At 30.4% G+C, this 19,055-nt stretch carries 18 protein-coding genes; 7 read left to right on the top strand and 11 right to left on the bottom strand.

Translation table 11 applies throughout. The features are described from left to right. Window positions 1-119: 119 nt before the first annotated feature. Complete coding sequence (locus J2Z44_RS18915) at window positions 120-965, bottom strand: hypothetical protein (RefSeq protein WP_021281911.1); 846 nt, start codon at window positions 963-965, stop codon at window positions 120-122. A 379-nt stretch (window positions 966-1,344) separates the two neighbouring features. On the opposite strand from J2Z44_RS18915, the gene J2Z44_RS18910 reads away from it, so the two are divergent. Beyond that, window positions 1,345-2,955, top strand: coding sequence for a hypothetical protein (locus tag J2Z44_RS18910; protein ID WP_021281912.1), 1,611 nt, complete (start codon window positions 1,345-1,347; stop codon window positions 2,953-2,955). 292 nt (window positions 2,956-3,247) lie between these two features. On the opposite strand, the gene J2Z44_RS18905 is transcribed toward J2Z44_RS18910, so the two are convergent. Continuing rightward, window positions 3,248-4,390 (bottom strand): aminotransferase class V-fold PLP-dependent enzyme, encoded by a 1,143-nt coding sequence (locus tag J2Z44_RS18905; RefSeq protein ID WP_021281913.1) that lies wholly within the window; start codon window positions 4,388-4,390, stop codon window positions 3,248-3,250. Between the two features lie 37 nt (window positions 4,391-4,427). Beyond that, window positions 4,428-4,697 carry a putative Se/S carrier protein gene (locus tag J2Z44_RS18900; RefSeq protein WP_021281914.1) on the bottom strand — a complete coding sequence of 90 codons (270 nt, stop codon included), beginning with the start codon at window positions 4,695-4,697 and terminating at the stop codon, window positions 4,428-4,430. Between the two features lie 195 nt (window positions 4,698-4,892). On the opposite strand from J2Z44_RS18900, the gene J2Z44_RS18895 reads away from it, so the two are divergent. The 3 genes from J2Z44_RS18895 to J2Z44_RS18885 all read left to right on the top strand — a co-directional run bounded on the left by J2Z44_RS18895 (window position 4,893) and on the right by J2Z44_RS18885 (window position 7,333). After that, complete coding sequence (locus J2Z44_RS18895) at window positions 4,893-5,366, top strand: hypothetical protein (RefSeq protein WP_021281915.1); 474 nt, start codon at window positions 4,893-4,895, stop codon at window positions 5,364-5,366. A 391-nt stretch (window positions 5,367-5,757) separates the two neighbouring features. Further along, complete coding sequence (locus tag J2Z44_RS18890; RefSeq protein WP_209649938.1) at window positions 5,758-6,627, top strand: hypothetical protein; 870 nt, start codon at window positions 5,758-5,760, stop codon at window positions 6,625-6,627. Window positions 6,628-6,715: 88 nt separating this feature from the next. Beyond that, a complete protein-coding gene (locus J2Z44_RS18885; RefSeq protein WP_021281917.1) occupies window positions 6,716-7,333 on the top strand; it encodes a hypothetical protein in 618 nt (205 codons plus the stop codon). Window positions 7,334-7,530: 197 nt separating this feature from the next. Here the strand turns inward: J2Z44_RS18885 and J2Z44_RS18880 are convergent, their stop codons facing one another. The 3 genes from J2Z44_RS18880 to J2Z44_RS18870 form a co-directional block, all read right to left on the bottom strand. Beyond that, on the bottom strand, window positions 7,531-7,728 hold the full coding sequence (locus J2Z44_RS18880) for an alpha/beta-type small acid-soluble spore protein (protein ID WP_021281918.1): 198 nt from the start codon (window positions 7,726-7,728) through the stop codon (window positions 7,531-7,533). A 168-nt stretch (window positions 7,729-7,896) separates the two neighbouring features. Next, window positions 7,897-10,173, bottom strand: a complete 2,277-nt coding sequence (locus J2Z44_RS18875) for a sensor histidine kinase (protein ID WP_021281919.1) — start codon at window positions 10,171-10,173, stop codon at window positions 7,897-7,899. Between the two features lie 196 nt (window positions 10,174-10,369). After that, window positions 10,370-11,560, bottom strand: coding sequence for a metallophosphoesterase (locus J2Z44_RS18870; RefSeq protein ID WP_021281920.1), 1,191 nt, complete (start codon window positions 11,558-11,560; stop codon window positions 10,370-10,372). Between the two features lie 188 nt (window positions 11,561-11,748). On the opposite strand from J2Z44_RS18870, the gene J2Z44_RS18865 reads away from it, so the two are divergent. Next, window positions 11,749-12,045 (top strand): YciI family protein, encoded by a 297-nt coding sequence (locus tag J2Z44_RS18865; protein WP_021281921.1) that lies wholly within the window; start codon window positions 11,749-11,751, stop codon window positions 12,043-12,045. 159 nt (window positions 12,046-12,204) lie between these two features. Here J2Z44_RS18865 and J2Z44_RS18860 read toward each other — a convergent pair whose 3' ends face one another. Together J2Z44_RS18860 and J2Z44_RS18855 are read right to left on the bottom strand one after the other, a co-directional pair. Next, the gene (locus tag J2Z44_RS18860; RefSeq protein ID WP_021281922.1) at window positions 12,205-12,360 is read right to left on the bottom strand and encodes a hypothetical protein; all 156 of its coding nucleotides are present in this window, start codon (window positions 12,358-12,360) and stop codon (window positions 12,205-12,207) included. A 269-nt stretch (window positions 12,361-12,629) separates the two neighbouring features. Next, entirely contained in the window at window positions 12,630-13,205 is a 576-nt protein-coding gene (locus tag J2Z44_RS18855; protein ID WP_021281923.1) for a sigma-70 family RNA polymerase sigma factor, read from the bottom strand. A gap of 482 nt (window positions 13,206-13,687) precedes the next feature. Between J2Z44_RS18855 and murC the strand changes: the two genes are divergently transcribed. Both murC and J2Z44_RS18845 read left to right on the top strand, forming a co-directional pair. Further along, window positions 13,688-15,061, top strand: a complete 1,374-nt coding sequence (murC, locus tag J2Z44_RS18850; protein WP_021281924.1) for a UDP-N-acetylmuramate--L-alanine ligase — start codon at window positions 13,688-13,690, stop codon at window positions 15,059-15,061. Window positions 15,062-15,167: 106 nt separating this feature from the next. After that, entirely contained in the window at window positions 15,168-16,091 is a 924-nt protein-coding gene (locus J2Z44_RS18845; protein ID WP_021281925.1) for a PhzF family phenazine biosynthesis protein, read from the top strand. Between the two features lie 489 nt (window positions 16,092-16,580). On the opposite strand, the gene J2Z44_RS21675 is transcribed toward J2Z44_RS18845, so the two are convergent. The 3 genes from J2Z44_RS21675 to J2Z44_RS18830 all read right to left on the bottom strand — a co-directional run bounded on the left by J2Z44_RS21675 (window position 16,581) and on the right by J2Z44_RS18830 (window position 18,833). Beyond that, complete coding sequence (locus J2Z44_RS21675; protein ID WP_021281926.1) at window positions 16,581-17,426, bottom strand: N-acetylmuramoyl-L-alanine amidase family protein; 846 nt, start codon at window positions 17,424-17,426, stop codon at window positions 16,581-16,583. Window positions 17,427-17,845: 419 nt separating this feature from the next. Continuing rightward, window positions 17,846-18,268, bottom strand: coding sequence for a hypothetical protein (locus tag J2Z44_RS18835; RefSeq protein WP_021281927.1), 423 nt, complete (start codon window positions 18,266-18,268; stop codon window positions 17,846-17,848). 187 nt (window positions 18,269-18,455) lie between these two features. Next, window positions 18,456-18,833 (bottom strand): hypothetical protein, encoded by a 378-nt coding sequence (locus tag J2Z44_RS18830; protein ID WP_021281928.1) that lies wholly within the window; start codon window positions 18,831-18,833, stop codon window positions 18,456-18,458. Window positions 18,834-19,055: the final 222 nt, after the last annotated feature.

The following is a 19,055-nucleotide window of genomic DNA, read 5'->3' as shown; positions in this document are numbered from 1 at the left end:
ATAAGAGATTCGATCTCTTTATTATGTATGACTTCATTAATACTAAATTAATAAATATTTGTTTTATAACAGCCTACTTTTACAGTAGTCCAACATAGTTTACTATGTTGGACCAAAAATTATAGTAGCCCTGATGGTGGATCAAAGTCATCAAATGGGAATGGTAAGCTGTTAAAATAATCACATGGATCACCAGGTTGGATTGGTTCACATACTGGTATATCGCAATTTCCAGCTGAGGTAACCATCATATTTACTATTCTAAACAACTTAATTATAGTAAATAAACCTATAGTAATATCAGCTTGGTATTGTGTTATATCATTAACAACATAAGTTCCTATAGAAATTGCCATAGGGTTTGCTATACCTTGTGCAAATACATATGGAAGATTTCCTTCATTATATTGTGAAGCTGATGAATATAAAGTATTAGTTGTAACAACTGTATTGCTGGAAGCTTCTCCTCCAAATAATGAAATTAGTTTTGTATAGGTTGTAAATGCACTAATGTTAGTTATAGTTCCTGGTCCTGCTCCAAGAGTTACTGCAATTGGATCTCCATTGCTATCTAGCAAGTTTATTTCATAATTGAATGTATATTTAATAGTAACATCGTAGAAACCATCTTGCCCAAATGCATTAGGTGTGATATTTAAAACTTTTATATCTGATAGTTCAAAGGTATTAGGCACTAATACTACATTAGAAACAGTAGCGTTAAATGCTATAATATTATTAGGAGCGATTGTTCCCCCAATTAATGCAGCATTAGTAATGCTTTGAGTTTCACCTAACCTAGATGATTCAATCTGAATCATTCCTGGTGAAGGAGTTGTATTGCTATCAACAGTTCCTAAGCAGTCCTGTTGTCTACACTTTCCATAAACTTTTTGTGCTATTATACATTCATCAGTTAATACTTGTTGTGCTTGAGAATTACTTACTTCAAAATTATCCTGCATAAAGATATCCTCCTTTTTATAGTTTAATAACTATCTAGTAATATAATATGAATCTCATACAAAAATGTGATAATTTTTAAAATTACCTGCCAAAATTTTTCAAATTTATTGTAAAATTTTTATATGCTCTATATTCACGCTTAATCTCATCAATAAGGAGTTTTATAATTAAATGTTTACTATTTTAGAGCATAACCACAAAAGCAAACATATTTCCTACCTGATACTGAACTTTTTAAAATATCAAATTAAACTCGTTAATTTACCAGTAATAGAACTCAATTTCATGTATAACTGCAGTTTTTGCATGAAAATTATCCTTATGTAATAAATTGTTATATATTGCATATTATATAATAGTAATATTATGGAGGTTATTATGAGTTCATATAAAAGAGATAACTTTTATATTGAAGTTGATAATGAATTACTAAGCTTTTATAGAGTTAATCAAAAACTATATATGTCAAGATATCTAGAAAATAATCTCATTGATGAAAAAGCTATACTTTCAGAGTGTAGTTGTTTAAATACCGTTATACTAACTAATAATAATATAATTTCTGTAATCATTACAAATACTAATGGGGAGCTTGTTCTATATAATATACTAAAATATGAATTAGTTAGTAGCATCATATTAACTAAAGTTTCCCAAAGCACTAAGTATATTGATATAGTATCTATAAATAACTGCTTGTATATCTTTTATATAAATGAAAATAATAACACTAATACTCTGTACTTTAGGATATTAAACAATAATTTGATACTATCCCCACCTCTTGCTCTAGATAATATTGAATATAAAAATGAACTCCCATTTATAGTAAACATACAGAACTATGAATTGACTGTTTGCTATATAAAAAATTCATATCCCAACTTGCTTGGCTACAGAAAGTTTAATCAAAGGAAAACTAGTTGGAGTAACTTCAACTTATTAGATTCATCTTACTACCCTATAGTTGATTACTGTATTATGACATATAAAAATACTCTAATTTATTCCTTCATATTTTATAAACAACAAAAGAGATATATTCAATTAGGTTTGAGCTCTGGAGCTGAGATTAAAAGAAACTTAATACAAAGTACTAACAACATAGCTCAGTATAATAATTTAATAATACTTTCAAAAGATTTGATATTTCTTACCTATGTTGATGGTTGTGTATTAAAAATTAATCAAATTAATGCTTCATCGAAAATGCAACCAGTGTGTGAAATACCCTTACCAAACATAAATCGCATAAATAAATATCCATATCAATCAAATACCAATATTACTACAAGTTTTATTTTAGAGATAGCTTTTCAGAATGAGTCGATTAAAACTGATAATGCTTTCTATAATAAACATCTAAATAAGATAACTGAACTTATTTGTGAACCAAGTAAATTAAATACTACATCTACTGAAAGTGCTCTAAATTCTTCCAGTCAAAATAATCATTTGAGCATTGTTGAAGATAAAGTACATGAATCAAATATTGTTTTAGAGTTAAATTCAAGACTAAGGGTTTATGAGGAAAAAATTAAGACTCTTTCTAAAAATAACATGAAAATTGATGAAGAAAAAAATAAACTTCGTTCAAGCATTACTTCCCTCCATGAAGAAATATCAAAAAAACATAATAGAATCACTGCCCTTGAAAAGGCTTTATCAGAAAAACAAAACCTAGTGTCTTCTTATGAAAGCAAAATTAAAGAATTGATGGACTACATGAAGGACCTTCAATTAAATGAAAATGAGTTAGAAAAAAATCAGGAAGAGTTCAGCAAGCTTAAAACTCTACTTTCAGAAAGTGATATAGTTAAAAATAATTACATTAATGAATCTAAGGAGCTAAAGCTACATGTAAATTCGCTAGAATTAATTTTAGATAAGAAAACAGATGAAATTACTACTCTAAAAAAACAACTTGCTTATTATGAGGAAAAAAACAAAGATTCTTTTATAAAAAAATTATTTAAATCTGGAAATTAGCGGTGCAAAGAACCGCTTGAATTTAAAACGTTGACTTAAAATTTCAATTATTAACGTAAGATTTTCATGGACCTCTTCCTAGTATCTATAGTTATTGATAAACTTTAGCACTTGAAGATGTTATTTAAAATCATAATCATTTTCAAAGAGGCTACCTTATAATGCTAAATGTATAAATATAAGAACTAGCCTCTTTTCTATATGAATAAAAACTACTCAATTTAATGAGTGGTTTTTTTTGTGGCATAAAATAATAGTTTTCCTCTGAATTCCATATCCCATAGTCTATTAATTAAAAATTCAATTTGTAGATATTTTCTATAGCAATTATAAATTCTTCAATGTCCACATTAGAATTAAAGTACCCTGGACTAACTCTTACTGTCCCAGTATTGCTAGTGCCAATTATTTTATGAATCATTGGACAGCAATGATACCCACATCTAACGCAAAAGTTTTTTTCATTAAGAAGCTCCCCCACTTCTGAACTATCAAAACCTTCTATATTAAAGGATAAAACTGGGGCCTTAATATATGAATCTAATTCCCCATATAGCTTAATGTAAGGTAGCTTTCTCAACTCTTCTGTTAATTGTTTTATAAGCTCACCTTCATGTTTTCTAATATTATTGAGTCCAGTGTTCAATATAAAATTAACACCTTCACTTAATCCAACAATTCCAGGCGTATTTACTGTTCCACTTTCAAATTTATCTGGCAAAAAAGTTGGTTGAATCATACTATTAGATAAACTACCCGTTCCGCCTTCCTTTAATGGCTTCAATTCAATATTAGGTGAAATATATATACCACCTATCCCCTGTAGTCCTAAAAGTGACTTATGTCCTGGAAAAGCTAGTATATCTATACTCATTTCTTCTACATTGATGTCCAAGTATCCAACAGTTTGAGCTCCATCAACAATAAACAATACCCCTAATGTCTTACAAAGACTCCCTATAGCATTAATATCCTGAACTGTTCCTAACACATTTGAACCATGGTTAATAATCACTGCTTTAGTATTCTTTTTTACTGAATTAGTTATATTTGCAATAGATATATAACCTTCTTTATCTACTGGTATCATAGTTACCTCTACACCTAGGCTTCTCATAGCTTCAAGTGGCCTTAATACAGAATTGTGTTCAATCATAGTAGTAATAACATGATCTCCGGGATTTAAAACTCCTTTTATAGCAAGATTAAGCCCTTCAGTTGTGTTGGAAGTAAATATAATCCTCATAGGATCTTTAACATTTAATAATTTAGCAATTCTTTCTCTACACTCCATTATTTTTAATTCACATTTTAATGAGAGATCATGGGACCCCCGTCCTGGATTAGCGCAGTAGTTTTTAATACAATCCTCTACTGCCAAACATACTGATATTGGCTTTGGAAATGTGGTGGCAGCATTATCTAGATATATCATATAACCTCCTAAAATATTCTATTAATATAGTGTAGCGTTAATAATATACTTCAACATAATCATATCTCCTAGTGTTAGGATTTATAAACTTTTTATAAATACCTTGAATACTTAAACTATTTTCTTTAATTGTACTAACTGCTGTATCTATATCTTTTTCCTTAACCTCTATAGATCTTGCACATCCTGCTGAAAGTCTACACGGTGTTTGTATCATAACAACTTTTAATCTGCAATTCTTTAGTAACTTGTATGCTAATAGGCTATTATTAGCTGAGTGAAAAGTAATAATATAAATAGTTTCCATATATACCTCCAATTACATTAGCATAATATATTATATTCATCTCATATATTAAGTGTTAGATGTACCTAATAAATATTAAATTTCGAAGCATTGTCTCAGAAATATTTCAATAAGTAGCAAAATAACAGCTTGTACATATAATGATATTGAAGGTTAGTAGCTAATCTTTAATACTATTACGAGGAGATATAAATAATGGCTAAACGTTTTTTAATTCAAACAAAAATGGCATTTGATAGTGCTCAAAGCATGCAGTCTATAGAATTAACTCCAAGCGTAAGCACTTTTGTAAATAGCTTAGACCTAAAGTTAACTAACAAAAGCAATCTAGCTCTAATTAATGGTGTGTTCTCACTAGGAATTGAAAGTCTAACTTTAATTGCATTACAAAAAATTTCTGCAACAATAAGCATTTACAGAGATGAAGCTCAAACTGATCTAGCTTATAGCGTTGTTCAAACCCTTGCCGTTGGTGCAGCTGCTCTAGTTATTCCATCAGTTGATTATGTGATTCCAATACAGTTTGTTGAAAATCCAGTTATTAGAGGCTCTGAAGATACAGCAACCTATTATATATCAATAACAATAGATGCAGTTGGAGTAACTTTATTGCCTGGTAATGTCAGCCTAAATAAATATAGCATCACAGCACAAGAAATCTCTGAATAAATAATTTATAAGCTCCCAAAAAACTTATGTTAATGATAAGCTTTATGGGAGCTTATTACTATAATATGACAAAATTCATAGAGAGATTTTATGCAGAACTCTATTTTCTTAAACCTTAGTAAATTAGTAGAGCTGACAATTAATACTGCTTATACTAAGCTTATTTTTTCCATTTGTTTACAATATAGCCTTATTCACATTTCATTATTGTTTATTATAAACTTCAGAATAAATGTTGAGTTTTTAACCTTTTATTATATCACACATATACTATTATTGTAGAATCATGTATAGAGTAGGCATTAATTGTAGTCGTCTATACTATAGAAGATTTTAATTTTATCCTTTTATATTAAAAATTATATAAACTAAAAAATAAGGAAGTGTTACTATGTTTCCAACTTCAAATACTTTTTGGATAGAAGAGCCCATAAGTACTAATAGAGAAAGTGAAAAATCAAATTCAATCCTAAACTTTATAACTGAACCGGAAAAAATTTTTTATTATATTGATTCTGAAGATATAGCCTTTAGAATGAAGTTAAATTACTTTCCCTCCAACTCAAACTCTATAGTTATAGAAAATAAAACTTGGGGGATAAATGTCCATGATAACAACTCAAAAAAATTGTTATTTAGTCTTCAACTAAATGATAATCCTGAAAATTGCACTATAGAACTACTAGACGAAAACAAAATTATCAGGTCAACTTTAGAAGGTGTAATTCATAATCCCGCACAGCAGAACGACAATATTAAAATAATTATAATACAAGAAAAAGTCTTAGGTATTGCAGAAAGCAAATCTGAAAAAGTAGTATCATTCTATTTAGATTTTAGGTTTCCAAATAAATTAATATACAAAAGTATTCCTAAACTAATAGGAAAAGATTTAAATTGTTATCTTAGCTACTATGTTTTAGACAAAGACATGCTAGATTTAGAAGAATTACACCCTACAGCGAAAACAAATGAGCCAAGGGAAAATACTTCATCTATGCCAGTTCTTCCGCTAGAACAGGTTAATCTTTTAATTGAAGAAAACTTGCCAAAAACTGAAATGCCACTAATTAATAGTGATTTAAAGGATAGCGATTTGCTAGTTAATAAAATTATATCAATTAATCATCAAGCGTTAGAAGATAGACCTTTATGTAATGAAACCCAGTCCTATAACCAGGTTAATATCCTTACTAAAGGTCTACCTATAACGGATAAGGAGACTTCACATGAAAGTACCTCTAAAGAATTTCCTTCTTAATTAACTGGCAGGTTACTAACCTAAGAGATTTCCTCTAAGGTAGATAAAAACTAATTAAAATATAATTAAAGAGAGATGATATATTTAAATGTTACTGAATATTATAGAAAAAAAATTAGAAGAATTTAGAGTGGAGCAAGAGCTTATACCAAGTCACGTCATTAAAGAATCGGATAATTCTCAAGATTATACTCCAGAAATTACATTTGACTTTATTGCTCTTGTAAGACAAGAAAATGCACCTGACACTAATACTAATGTTCCACTAATAAGCATATTAGAAAACAACTTAAAATGTGTTGTTGAGCAATATTCTGTAGTTGCTGATATCCCCAACCCTTGTGGAACAGGCGTAATTAACTGCCCTGTATATCTTAATAAATTTAAGTACGTTGGGTCTATTAAAGTTGCATTAAACATTCCTCTTAAATGTACAAAATCACCTTATTATCAGTACTTTTCTGATTATGTATTGATTGATAGTGTAAGATGCTATACTTCTAGTGATGACTCTGGTAGTTGCCCAACATCAATTGAGGAATTTGTAAAAGTTGATAGTATCAAGGTAATAACTACCACTGTAGGAAATACACAAACCTTTGGCTATGTACCTGTTACAATGAGGTTAACCCTTTCTTTAACTAATCCATGTACTTTACCAGATATTCTTAAAGCTAATATTGAAGAAACCGTTAAGAGTAGTTAAACTAAATAAACCCTAAAATTAAGAAACTTTCCATGATTAAAGGGATTTTTCTAATAAAGTCCATTTGATACTCTAACGATTTATTAATAAATTATCTTGTATAAGAATTATAGGATATATAAAAAGCTATCTAAACATAGCACACTGCTATATCTAGATAGCTCTCTTAATTTAATCTAAAAAAAGATAAATTTGTATTATAGGTTTCTTTCGTAAGCTTCTACCATTCTTTTAACCATTTGTCCGCCTACTGAACCTGCTTCTCTTGAAGTTAAGTCTCCATTGTAACCTTGTTTTAAGTTAACTCCTACTTCTTGAGCTGCTTCCATTTTAAATCTGTTTAAACCTTCTTTAGCTTCTGGTACTAATGCTCTATTGTTACTTCTGTTTGACATAATGAATTCCTCCTCTTTATAACTTTATTGTTTACTTTTAATAGCACTGTGAGTTTTAAGTACTACTGTAAAGTAATATAAGTTTGTGCAGTTTCACATATATTAAACTAGTGTTTTAGAGGAAGAATAGGTTTAAATGCCCAAAAAATGAAAACCAAACCTACAATTTTAACACCTTATATTAATACCATAAATGTCTGAAAACTCTATTCTTATTCTTTCAACTCTAGAGTTACAAACTAACTGACTATTCGTTACATCCTTATTTTGTGGAAGTATCACATCTGGCAAAGTTGTTATAAACTCTGTTCCCTTTTCCACTTCACTATTCACTTCAATAGTGCCACCATGGAGCTCTACAAAAGATTTTACCAAAGATAATCCTATACCACTTCCCTCACTAATTTTAGTTAATCTATTGTTAACTTGTTTAAATCTTTCAAATACATCTTGAAGCTTATCCTCTGGTATTCCAATGCCAGTATCTTTTACAGAAATTTGAACCTTATCTTCCTTGCAGCTCACCATGACTTCTATTTTTCCCTGATTACTATTAAATTTAATTGCATTAGATAGTAAATTTAAAATTATTCTTTCCATCTTATCTAAATCAAAGGCAATTATTTTTTCTTCGCACTCTGTATCAAAGATAACCTCTATACCTTTCTCTTCAGCAAAGCCAGCTACCGAATTACATATACCTTCAACATAGTTTACTATGTCATAGTTTTCAGGGTAAAAATCTACGTGTCCTGCATCCATTTTTGTGGTATCAATAAGATTATTAATAAGTCTTAAAAGTCTAAAGCTATTTTGTTTTATAATCTTAGCATAATCTTTAATCTTACTAATATCATTATCTGTTTTTTTGTTTAAATTTAACTCTAACATTTGTAAAGAGCTAAATATTAAGTTTAAAGGAGTTCTAAATTCATGAGATAGGTTTGCAAAAAACTCCGTCCTTAATGCTTCTAGCTTTCTTTCTGCTTCCTTTATTGCTGTAATATCCTGAGATATCCCAAAAATTCTTGGCCCTCTATTATTATGACTTTCCACCATAACACTTCTCGTCCAAATCCATTTTATTTTCCCATCAGATGCTATTATTCTATAGGTTTCATCCATATTTTGATTTTCATCTCTTTTTATAAACATATCTAAGTCATCTGGATGTACTACACTGTAGAAATCCTTTCGGTTTTTGTAGAGTTCCTCACACTTTCTTCCAAATAGCTTTTCGTAACCTGGGCTAATATAAGTAATTTTATTATCCTCTCGAACATAAAAAACACCATCAATATTCTCCGCTAACTGTCTAAAGCGTTCTTCACTCTCCATTAATTTTTTTTCAAAAAGATATCTATGAGTTATATCTCTCGAAATACCTAATATACCTACCATATTATTATTTTCATCATAAAGTGGACTTTTGATAGTCTCATATTTCCTCACACTACCATCAATTAAGGTTAGCATTTCTTCATATATTTTAGACTTTCCTTCATTAATAACTTCCTTATCCTGAGCTATAATATCCTCTACATGATTATTTTCTCTTATTAAATCTTTATCAGTTCTTCCAATAAAGTCCTTTTCCTCTCCACCTAGATATTCTTTTAAGATCGCTTCATTAAAACCCGAATAAACTCCATTAGTATCTTTAAAAAATATAAAATCAGGTATACAGTTTATTAGAGTTTTAAAGAACTTATCCTTATTGTTAATTTCCCTTTTTATTTTCTTTCCCTCATCAATATTTATAGAAAACCCAATAGTTCCCATAGCTTCTCCATTATCATCATGTACCGCAGCCTTATGAGTCTTGTACCACATATCTTTATAATAATATTCAAATGAAGATTGTTTCCCATTATCTGCTATGGCCTTTTCATCCTCTTGATAAAATTGATTGGCCCTTTCTTTATCCCAAAGTTGAAAATCTGTTTTCCCTCGTACCTCATCTTGTAAATAATCACTATCCCTTTCATAGTGATTATTTACAAGAATGTATCTACCTTCTTTATCTTTAGCCCAAGCAGAAAAAGTCAAATTATTTATTAAAGCCTTTAAAAAGGGCTCTTCTCTATGTACTTCCATAAGCTGTACAATGAACTCATCTTCCTTATAATGAGAAATATGCACTTGAAACCAACTTTTTAACTTATCCACAAAAACTTCAACAGTGTTAATTTCACCATTAGTCTTGGTATTGCTAAAAAAATCCACCCAAGAAAAGTTCTGTTCCCCAAAGTTGGAGAAACTTTCTTTTATTGTCGTTCCAACAATATCCTCTTTAATCTTAGCCATTTTTCTAAAAGCCTCATTAGTATCTAATATAAGAAAATCTATTATATCTTCATTCTTACTATCTCTGATTACTTTGCCATAAAAATAGGCAAAGGGAGATCTTTTAATAACTTCTTTATAAAAGTTTTCACGTTTCACCAACAATCACCCCATATTTACATTTTATTCAAAGATTACAGATTATTCAACAAATATATTAGCGGCATTTCTTTGTAAAATATGGTAACAAAGTCATTGAAAAGGGACTGTCAAAACAAATTATTATTGAAATTACTTTGACAGTCCGTTATTTTAGTTGTTAATAAAATTTTCTTTATTTTTAATATATACTATTCTAACGGGAACCTCCCTTATCTACTAATTCCATATTGCTAGTTAAATTAATTTGAACTATTTCGGATCTGCTACCTATCCTAATTGGTGGTCCCCAGGTTCCATAGCCTGAAGATACCACCACATTAAAGTCTTCAATTCTATCATAGCCATAGACATAATCATAACCTCTATTTGTAAAAAAATTATAAGGTACAAATTGCCCTCTATGGGTATGTCCTGATACCTGTAAATCTATCTTCTCTTCTTGAGCTTCCTTTACACTAGCATTCATTGGATTATGGTCAATTACTATAACGGGCTTACTCTTATCTATACCTTCCGTAATCTCACTTAAGTTTTTCCTACTTCCTCCCGTCCTCTTAATAGCCACATCCTGCCTTCCTACCACATAAAAACTATCATTAATTAGTTTATATTCATCCTTTAACACTGTAATTCCAACTTCTTCTAAGAGACTTGTAAGCTGCGGTACCTTGCTTCCTAAATCATGGTTACCAAAAGAAAAATAGGTTCCATATTTACTGCTAAGTTGCCCTAACTCCTTTGCCATTTGATTCTCAACAAAGGGCTTAATAGAACTATCTATTAAATCTCCTGCAATAAGCACAATATCAGGGTTCATTTTGTTTACTTCACTAACTAAATTTTGTAGCCTTTTTATATCCATATAGTCTCCAAGATGTATATCCGAAATTAAAGCAATTTTTAAGTTATTCTCCTTTAAAGCTTTACTTACATTAACATCATAAGGCTTTACATAGGTACTCCTTCCACTCCAAGTTCCATAAACTAAAATCCCTGTTAAAGCTACAGCCATAAATATAGTTACATAAAAACTAAAACTACTATATACCGTACTGTCCTTAGGTAAAAATGCATACTTTTTATTAGCAAATCTAATAGTATCAATAATAGGAAATATGAGCATTAAGTAAGATACAATTGCCATGTAGTAAATCCCTATATATAAAATAGGAGTTGAAACAAACCTTGGAAGATAGTTTCCTGCAATTTGATTTACGACATAAGCCAAGGCAATTATCCAAAATACAGTCCAAAACATTTTAGTATTTACAGTGTATTTATACTGTATCCGTTCCATTACTCTTCTTCCTATGTAGTAATTCCCAAGGATATAAACTACAGTGGCAACTAATACAAATATAAAAATTCTAAAATCAAATTTCATTATAAACAAGCCCCTTCCTCATAGATGAAATGTATATGTTTAATATTTCCACATTAGGGCTTCATATTCCTAAATTACGCAATTCTCCTAAAAAACCTTTTCTTTCAATAATAGAAGTATTTTTATAGTTTTGTTATAATAAAAAAGTAATATAAGCTTAAACATAATTTTAGTAAGGAAGTGATTTTATGCAATTTTTAGTTACTGGCTATGATGGAAAAGATGAAAATGCACTGGAAAGAAGACTTACCTATCGTGAAGAACATCTAGCTCTCGCAGCTTCAATGAAAGAATCAAAGAACTTTTTATGTGCTGCTGCACTAGTAGATGAAAAAGAGCAAATGATAGGTTCAGTTCTTATGGTAGATTTTCCTTCTAGAGAAGATCTAGACAAATGGCTTGCCATGGAACCCTATGTTAAGGGAAATGTATGGCAAACTATTGAGGTTAAACCTTGCAAGGTTGCTCCACTATTTATGAAATAAATAAACTCCACCTCAAAGTTTATTTACTACTTTGAGGTGGAGTTTTATCAGCTAAAAAAGAGCAGCTATTCATCCTTAGCCACTCTAAAAAAATATATAAATTATAGGGACTTCAATAATAATTTTTAGGCATTTGAAAATAAATGACAGGTCAATGCCTTATACGGACACACCTTCAAATTGCCATCCTAAGTATTCAACGTCTATTCCATCTATAACTTCATCTAACTCATTTATTGCTTTTTCGTCATCTCTTCTCTTAAGTTTAAACTGCCAGGTTAGATATTGGTATTCAGTAATTGTTAACATTTTCACACACTCCTCCATAATTTTACCACTAAAACCTAAATTTTAGTGGATTTACTTATTAAAAGTATTTTCATAGGACTTATGCATTCTAGTAATTGTGTCTTTTAATAAATTTAATGCAAAAACTCTCTTGTGTTACCCTTTGTTTATATTTTAACATACTTCCTTCAAAAAGTGAAGGGGTTTTGTTATTTTTTTCAATATTAGGATTATTAACAAAGTGTATACTGCTTTATATGTCTAAAACATAGATAACCCCTCATCCATTGCATTTATTACTCTATCATATGAACATCCTTTAAACTATTTTTAATAATTTTCAAAGCCTGACTTTTTCTTTTTATTAGTGTGCTGTAATTAATATTTTTCTCCTCAGCATACTCCTTAAGGCTTCCCTTATTCCTAATATAATAGTAATCAATTATTTCTCTTAACTCCTTTGGAAGGTTACTTATAACTTTACTTATTTCTTCTAAAACTTCTTTTTTCACATAATCCTCTTCAATATTTTCTTCTGTGCTAAGAAAATCAAGCAATTGAGTATCCTGGTTTATTTCATAGTCTAAGCTTCCAATATAATTTTCTCTAGCTTTGCCTCTAATCTTATAATTGAAGTTTTTCTTTATAGCAAAGGTTACATAAGCTGTAAAGTTTCCTTTTTTAGGATCATACTTGTCCACTGCTTTCACAAGAGATACGTACCCCTCCTGAAGTAAGTCCTCCTGAGTATAACCATTTATGTACACATTATTAGCACACTTTATAATATAGCCTGTAAACTTTCTACTTAATTCCTCTAAGGCCTCTTTATCTCCAGCTTTTCCCCTTAATACTAATTCTTCATAACCCATACCCTGTTCCCCCTCATATTATTCTCAAAAATTATATATGCAGAAACTTAGAAAGTTTATATACAAAATAAATTTTTATATACCTTTATCCATAGGTTAGCTATAGGCTTTGATTATGCTATTTATTTACTGATTCTTGCAAAAGCCTTAGGGAACCAAGATAGATATCGCAAGTAGGATACGCCCCGTCTTTGATTCTCTATATTAAAATTTAAAGCATAGTGCATAAAGAAAATTTATATGATTACTGAAAAGCTTTCACATACTTCCAAAATTTCTACCTTGTAGCTTCTAGCAATTTTTTTAGTAAGGACTTTTTTATAAAAACTTACTCTAATGACTTATACGAATATTTTATACGCACACATGTTCTCATGTCAACTTTTTTCCCATTTTTATATTTTTATTTTCATAGTGTCCTTTTTTAGTATTTTTGTATATAATTTAAAGATGAGCTATTTTTATTATAAGGAGCTGTTATCATGTCTTTCGATTTTTTAAAGGATACAAATAAAAAAGTTCACTTCATTGGTATTGGCGGAATAAGTATGAGTGGGCTTGCAGAAATACTACTTAAGAATGGTTACAAAGTGTCGGGATCGGACATGAGGGATTCTTCCATTGTAGAGAAACTTAGAAATAAAGGTGCTGAAATATACCTTGGCCATGACAGCAATAATATAAAGGATGTAGATTTAGTAGTTTATACTGCTGCTGTTCATCCTGATAATGTAGAGTACATGAGAGCTGTAGAACTTAACCTTCCTATGATGGACAGAGCAGAGTTTTTAGGCAAAATAATGCTTGGCCATAAGTATGGAATTGCTATTTCTGGAACCCATGGAAAAACTACTACTACTTCAATGGTTTCTCATATTGTATTAGAGGAAAATGTGGAACCAACTATTCTTGTAGGTGGAGAATTAGATGTTATAAATGGAAACGTTTTAGCTGGCAGCAGTGAATATTTTGTCACTGAAGCTTGTGAATATAAGGGTTCCTTCTTAAAGTTTCACCCTTATATCGGAATAATACTTAATGTTGAGGCAGATCACCTAGACTATTTTAAAGATTTAGATCATATTAAAGAAACTTTCCATAAATTTGTGGATATAATCCCTGCAGAAGGCTATGTGGTTGCTAATGCAGAGGACAACAATGTGCTAGATGTGATTAGGAATGCTAAATGCCATGTGCTTACCTATGGAATAAATAATGGAGAGTATAGAGCTAAGAACATAACTTATAATGATTTCGGTTGTGGAGTTTTTGATGCTTACAAAGGCGAAGAAAAACTATTCACTGTAGAACTAAATGTTCCTGGAGAACACAATGTGCTTAATTCTCTTTCAGCAATTTGTTGTGCCCTTGCATTAAATATTTCTAAGGAATCAATTATAAATGGATTATTTAATTTTAGAGGAACTCATAGAAGATTTGAGCTTAAGGGAGTAAAAGATGGTATTACTGTTATTGATGACTATGCTCATCATCCAACAGAAATTCAAGCTACTTTAAAGGCTGCTAAGAACTATCCCCACAAGAGAATCATTGCAGTATTCCAACCTCACACCTACACTAGGACTATAACTTTATTTAAAGATTTTGTAGAATGTTTTCATGGAGTAGATGAATTAATCCTTGCAGATATTTATGCTGCTCGTGAAAAGGATACTGGAATTGTGAGTTCTGTAACTCTTGGAGACGCAATTAGAGCTAAAGGGATTAAAGCTACAAACTTCCATAGCTTTGAGGACATCGTACACTATTTAAAAGCTACTTTAAAAGAAGGTGACTTGCTTCTTACTATGGGTGCAGGAGACGTAAATAAAATTGGAGAAATGTACCTAAAATAAATGTTGAAATTATTTATTAAAACATTATAGTAATACGGACTAATTTTTTATTGTATTATTTTAAGAATATAGTATTTTGCAAAATATAATCATGGGAGAGATACGGATGAAAAAAAAAGTATATATTGTTAATGCCTTTACCTACAATGGGGATGGTGGAAATGGTGCAGGAGTAGTACCTGAAGCTGAAGGCTTAACCTCTGAGCAAATGCAAGCTATTGCCAAAGAGGTTGGACTTTCTGAAACTGCCTTTGTTATTAAATCTAAAGAAGAGGGCTATGACTTTCATGTGAGATTTTTTACCCCTACTACAGAGGTGGATTTATGCGGTCATGCCACCATTGCCACCTTTAGCACCTTAGGCCAATTAGGCATAATTAAAGGAGCTAACGAAGTTGTTAAAGTAAAGCAAAAAACTTTAGCTGGAATATTAGATGTAGAGCTTTCTTTTAAAGATAACAGATTGGAAAATGTGCTAATGACTCAAGCTGAGCCAAGGTTTATATTTTCCCTTTCAGTACAGGATTTAGAACCTCTTTGTGATATCCTTGGTATTTCTGTAAATGATATAGGTGTAGGAGTAACCGGCTATATGGCTAGACCAATGGCAGTATCCACTGGTCTTAGTGATTTAATTCTTCCTGTTAAAACTCTAGAAGCTCTTAAAAATATTAGTCCTGATTTTAAGGCCCTAGCTAAATATAGCGAGGAAAGAGAGTTAATTGGAGTTCATGCTTTCAGCTTCCAAACTGAAAACAAGACTTCTACGGTTTCCACAAGAAACTTTGGACCTGCAGTGGGCATCGATGAAGAGAGCGCAACTGGAACTGCTAATGGAGCCTTAGCTGCTTATTTAATTAAGAATAAGCTTTATCCTTTCACTGATGATACAACAATAGTATGTGAGCAAGGCTACTATATGGAAAACCCTAGTGAAATCATTGCTAAGGTTGAAGGAGAAATGGATAACTTTATTATTAAAATTGGTGGGAAAGCTACTATATTAGATAAAAAAGAAATCTGTGTATAATTTTTTAAGCAACCGAGTAGGAGGTAGATAATTATTTTATCTACGGACCTCTCTCACTACCGTGGGTACCGTTAGGTATACGACGGTTCAATATAAATTAATGATCTGCTTATGCCTTTTATAGATACTTGTACATCCTAATTGTTCAAGATATGTATTTGTAAGTGTAGATGCAAGTATATGGCTATTGGCTATTCGCCAGTAGCCTTTTTGAAGCTTATAAAAAATCCATTAAAGCATCTAAATTTTTTTAATTTTTTACAATTGACTTCTTAACCTTTGGCATTCTTACACCCATAAATTAATATTACTGTTAAGAGGGTTAGACCGTTGGTTACAGATTAAAGCCTTATTGCCCCTGCAAAAAACCTAGGAATCTTTATACTTCCTAGATTTTTTATTCTCCTAAAATATTATTTTAGGAGTTAATTGGGATTTAAAATCTAAGTAAATAAGGTAGCCTTATTCTTAAGGTCTACCTTATAATTTTTAAACTAAAGTTCTTGGAGTATAACTTATATTTCCGTTTTGGTCAGTTATTTTATCTTCTCTCCATACATAAGCCATTATATCAAATCGACTTGTAAAGGTATATGCTATTAATCTACATCTATCTAAATCCATATGCATAGTCTGGATAAAAGGCCCTTTTGCATCACTTTTTATTTGAATTTTTATTCCATTGTCATCAAAGAAACCTAGAATTCCATTTACATAAACATCTGGATTTATATATGAGGTTTCAACATAATATTGAGGCTCTACAGTATTATTGTTTTCTTCTTCATAACTTATGCCTAAGTGATCAAGTATCCCATGAGCAATAGCCCTTCCCATACTTTTTTGTTTTTCTGGAGTATCAAACAAAACTCTATCGCCACTATCAATGAAGCCGCTTTCTACAATTATGGCATCCATGCTTGTTTCCCTAATAACCGCATAGTAGTCCTTACCATCTGAGCCAGTTCTACTATAGGTTGGAGTAGGGCGTAAATTTTGTCCTGTATCTCTATTTACTGCGTTAACAATGGCCTTAGCTAAAGTTTCTCCTTTTCCTCTATAAATAGAATGGATTACCTCTATACCATCACCTCCACCGGAATTATAGTGAATAGATACAAAGTAATCTGCTCCCCACGAGTTTGCCATATTAGCTCTTTCATTTAATCCTACATATCTATCATCTGTCCTGGAACTTCTAACATCTATACCATATTGTTGTAACACTTCCCTACATGCTAGACCTGTTGTTAAATTCATATTTTTTTCAACTAGTCCATTTGATACTGCTCCTGTTTCACTACCACCATGTCCAAAATCCAAGAATATTTTCATTCTTATCAACCTCCTAATTATAAGTTATGCAAAATTATGTACATTTGACATTGATTAAAAATGAAAAGTGGACAACAATCGAGTAGGAAGTAGCTAATTATTTTATCTACCGGCCTCTCACACCACCGTACGTATCGTTCGGTATACGGTGATTCAATAGAACTTAATGCATCTGCTTATACCTTTTATAGATACTTGTATGTCCTAACTGTCCAAGATAGGTATTTGTAAGTGTAGTTGCAAGTATAGAGCTATTAGCTATTCACAGATAGCCTTATCTTATGTTTGCATACCCCCATGCTAGACGCACAATAAAAAATAGTAAGCTAACTAAATAGCTTACTATTTTTTGACTTTATAGAATTCTAAAATCAAGAATTAACCCTTACATGGAACTTACTTTTGTTCCCTTGAAGCCTTTAATATCTCTCAAATACGCTTTTAACTTTCTCAATATCCTTTTCTTCTAAGAAGCTATAAGATATTCTGTAATCTCTAATTCCTACTTTAAACTTAATGCCCTTCATAGTAAATTGAACATCTCTTATATCATTAAACTTGAACATTTTTCCTTTAGGAGCAAAGTTGCTATTAAGCTCAAATCTATCCTTTTGAATAACAAGATAATTTATATCATCAATAATTCTTACTTTTTTAATCATTGTGTATGACATAAATACAGCAACAAGCCCTACAACCCCAAGCAATCTTCCATAAAAAATGCTTCCTTTTGCAAATAATCCAATAGACGTTATTATTACAGATACAGTTAAAAGTAAGCTTAAAGCCAGCTGTCTTCTAGTATATTTTTTTGTCAATTTATTAAACTTAAATTCTTTCATAAATAAGAACCAATCCTCCTGTGCAAATTCCTTTTAATAATGGCTATTATAACAGAACCTACAACCTATTGTATATATGGGGATTCAAATTTAACACTTGAACTGCAAATAAGTTCCACCTTGATTCCCTTAGTGCTTTTAGAAAATGAATAAACCGAATCTCTAGCCTAAAAAACTATAACAAATATTAAATCTTATCGTAACCCATAGGACAGTTAGTATCAATAAATAAAATATCCACATAATACTCTTTAAATAGTACTTTAATATTACACCTTCCATAATCTATTTCAAAATTGCTCACTGTGGAATGAACACCTTCATTACTTAAAAAGTGAATTGTACCTATGTTATCATCCTCATCCTTAGAAATCCTTATCATAATGCTATTAACAGAATTATATTGTATTCTAGAAGCCATAACTTGTGGCATATTATCAATACAAAGATTTACTGTTCTATTTTCTATAGGAATGATTAAGTCTAAATCTTCTTCTCTTTCCTTAAATACCTTTACTGGAAAATCACTTATTAAGTTTAAATTGTACATATTAAATTCTTCCATGACTTCACCTCAAAAATTTATTTAACGGGACTTTGTAAATATTATAGTATCTATTTTACCATTACTCAACAAATTCATAAATATATTATTTTTTTATGAAAATACTACTATTAGTATGTGAAAACAAAGTATTCCTGTAATAAAGAGATTTAGTCTTTGAAGATAACAAAAAAACCTGATATAAATATATTGTGTCACTTGCAAGAAGACAACAATAATTCA

The organism is Clostridium punense, assembly GCF_017874425.1.
In the GTDB taxonomy this organism is placed as follows: Bacteria; Bacillota; Clostridia; order Clostridiales; family Clostridiaceae; genus Clostridium_J; species Clostridium_J punense.
The sequence above is the reverse complement of the archived record's forward strand: the minus strand, read 5'-3'. Positions and strand labels throughout refer to the sequence as shown.

What these genes read in the sequence shown, in the direction of transcription:
- J2Z44_RS18870 (WP_021281920.1), bottom strand. Translation starts at nt 11,560, where the DNA reads ATGAAATTTGATTTTAGAATTTTTATATTTGTATTAGTTGCCACTGTA.
- J2Z44_RS18845 (WP_021281925.1), top strand. Translation starts at nt 15,168, where the DNA reads ATGAAAAAAAAAGTATATATTGTTAATGCCTTTACCTACAATGGGGAT.
- J2Z44_RS18880 (WP_021281918.1), bottom strand. Translation starts at nt 7,728, where the DNA reads ATGTCAAACAGAAGTAACAATAGAGCATTAGTACCAGAAGCTAAAGAA.
- J2Z44_RS18905 (WP_021281913.1), bottom strand. Translation starts at nt 4,390, where the DNA reads ATGATATATCTAGATAATGCTGCCACCACATTTCCAAAGCCAATATCA.
- J2Z44_RS18830 (WP_021281928.1), bottom strand. Translation starts at nt 18,833, where the DNA reads ATGGAAGAATTTAATATGTACAATTTAAACTTAATAAGTGATTTTCCA.
- J2Z44_RS21675 (WP_021281926.1), bottom strand. Translation starts at nt 17,426, where the DNA reads ATGAAAATATTCTTGGATTTTGGACATGGTGGTAGTGAAACAGGAGCA.
- J2Z44_RS18900 (WP_021281914.1), bottom strand. Translation starts at nt 4,697, where the DNA reads ATGGAAACTATTTATATTATTACTTTTCACTCAGCTAATAATAGCCTA.
- J2Z44_RS18855 (WP_021281923.1), bottom strand. Translation starts at nt 13,205, where the DNA reads ATGGGTTATGAAGAATTAGTATTAAGGGGAAAAGCTGGAGATAAAGAG.
- J2Z44_RS18885 (WP_021281917.1), top strand. Translation starts at nt 6,716, where the DNA reads ATGTTACTGAATATTATAGAAAAAAAATTAGAAGAATTTAGAGTGGAG.
- J2Z44_RS18915 (WP_021281911.1), bottom strand. Translation starts at nt 965, where the DNA reads ATGCAGGATAATTTTGAAGTAAGTAATTCTCAAGCACAACAAGTATTA.
- J2Z44_RS18835 (WP_021281927.1), bottom strand. Translation starts at nt 18,268, where the DNA reads ATGAAAGAATTTAAGTTTAATAAATTGACAAAAAAATATACTAGAAGA.
- J2Z44_RS18895 (WP_021281915.1), top strand. Translation starts at nt 4,893, where the DNA reads ATGGCTAAACGTTTTTTAATTCAAACAAAAATGGCATTTGATAGTGCT.
- murC (WP_021281924.1), top strand. Translation starts at nt 13,688, where the DNA reads ATGTCTTTCGATTTTTTAAAGGATACAAATAAAAAAGTTCACTTCATT.
- J2Z44_RS18910 (WP_021281912.1), top strand. Translation starts at nt 1,345, where the DNA reads ATGAGTTCATATAAAAGAGATAACTTTTATATTGAAGTTGATAATGAA.
- J2Z44_RS18865 (WP_021281921.1), top strand. Translation starts at nt 11,749, where the DNA reads ATGCAATTTTTAGTTACTGGCTATGATGGAAAAGATGAAAATGCACTG.
- J2Z44_RS18890 (WP_209649938.1), top strand. Translation starts at nt 5,758, where the DNA reads ATGTTTCCAACTTCAAATACTTTTTGGATAGAAGAGCCCATAAGTACT.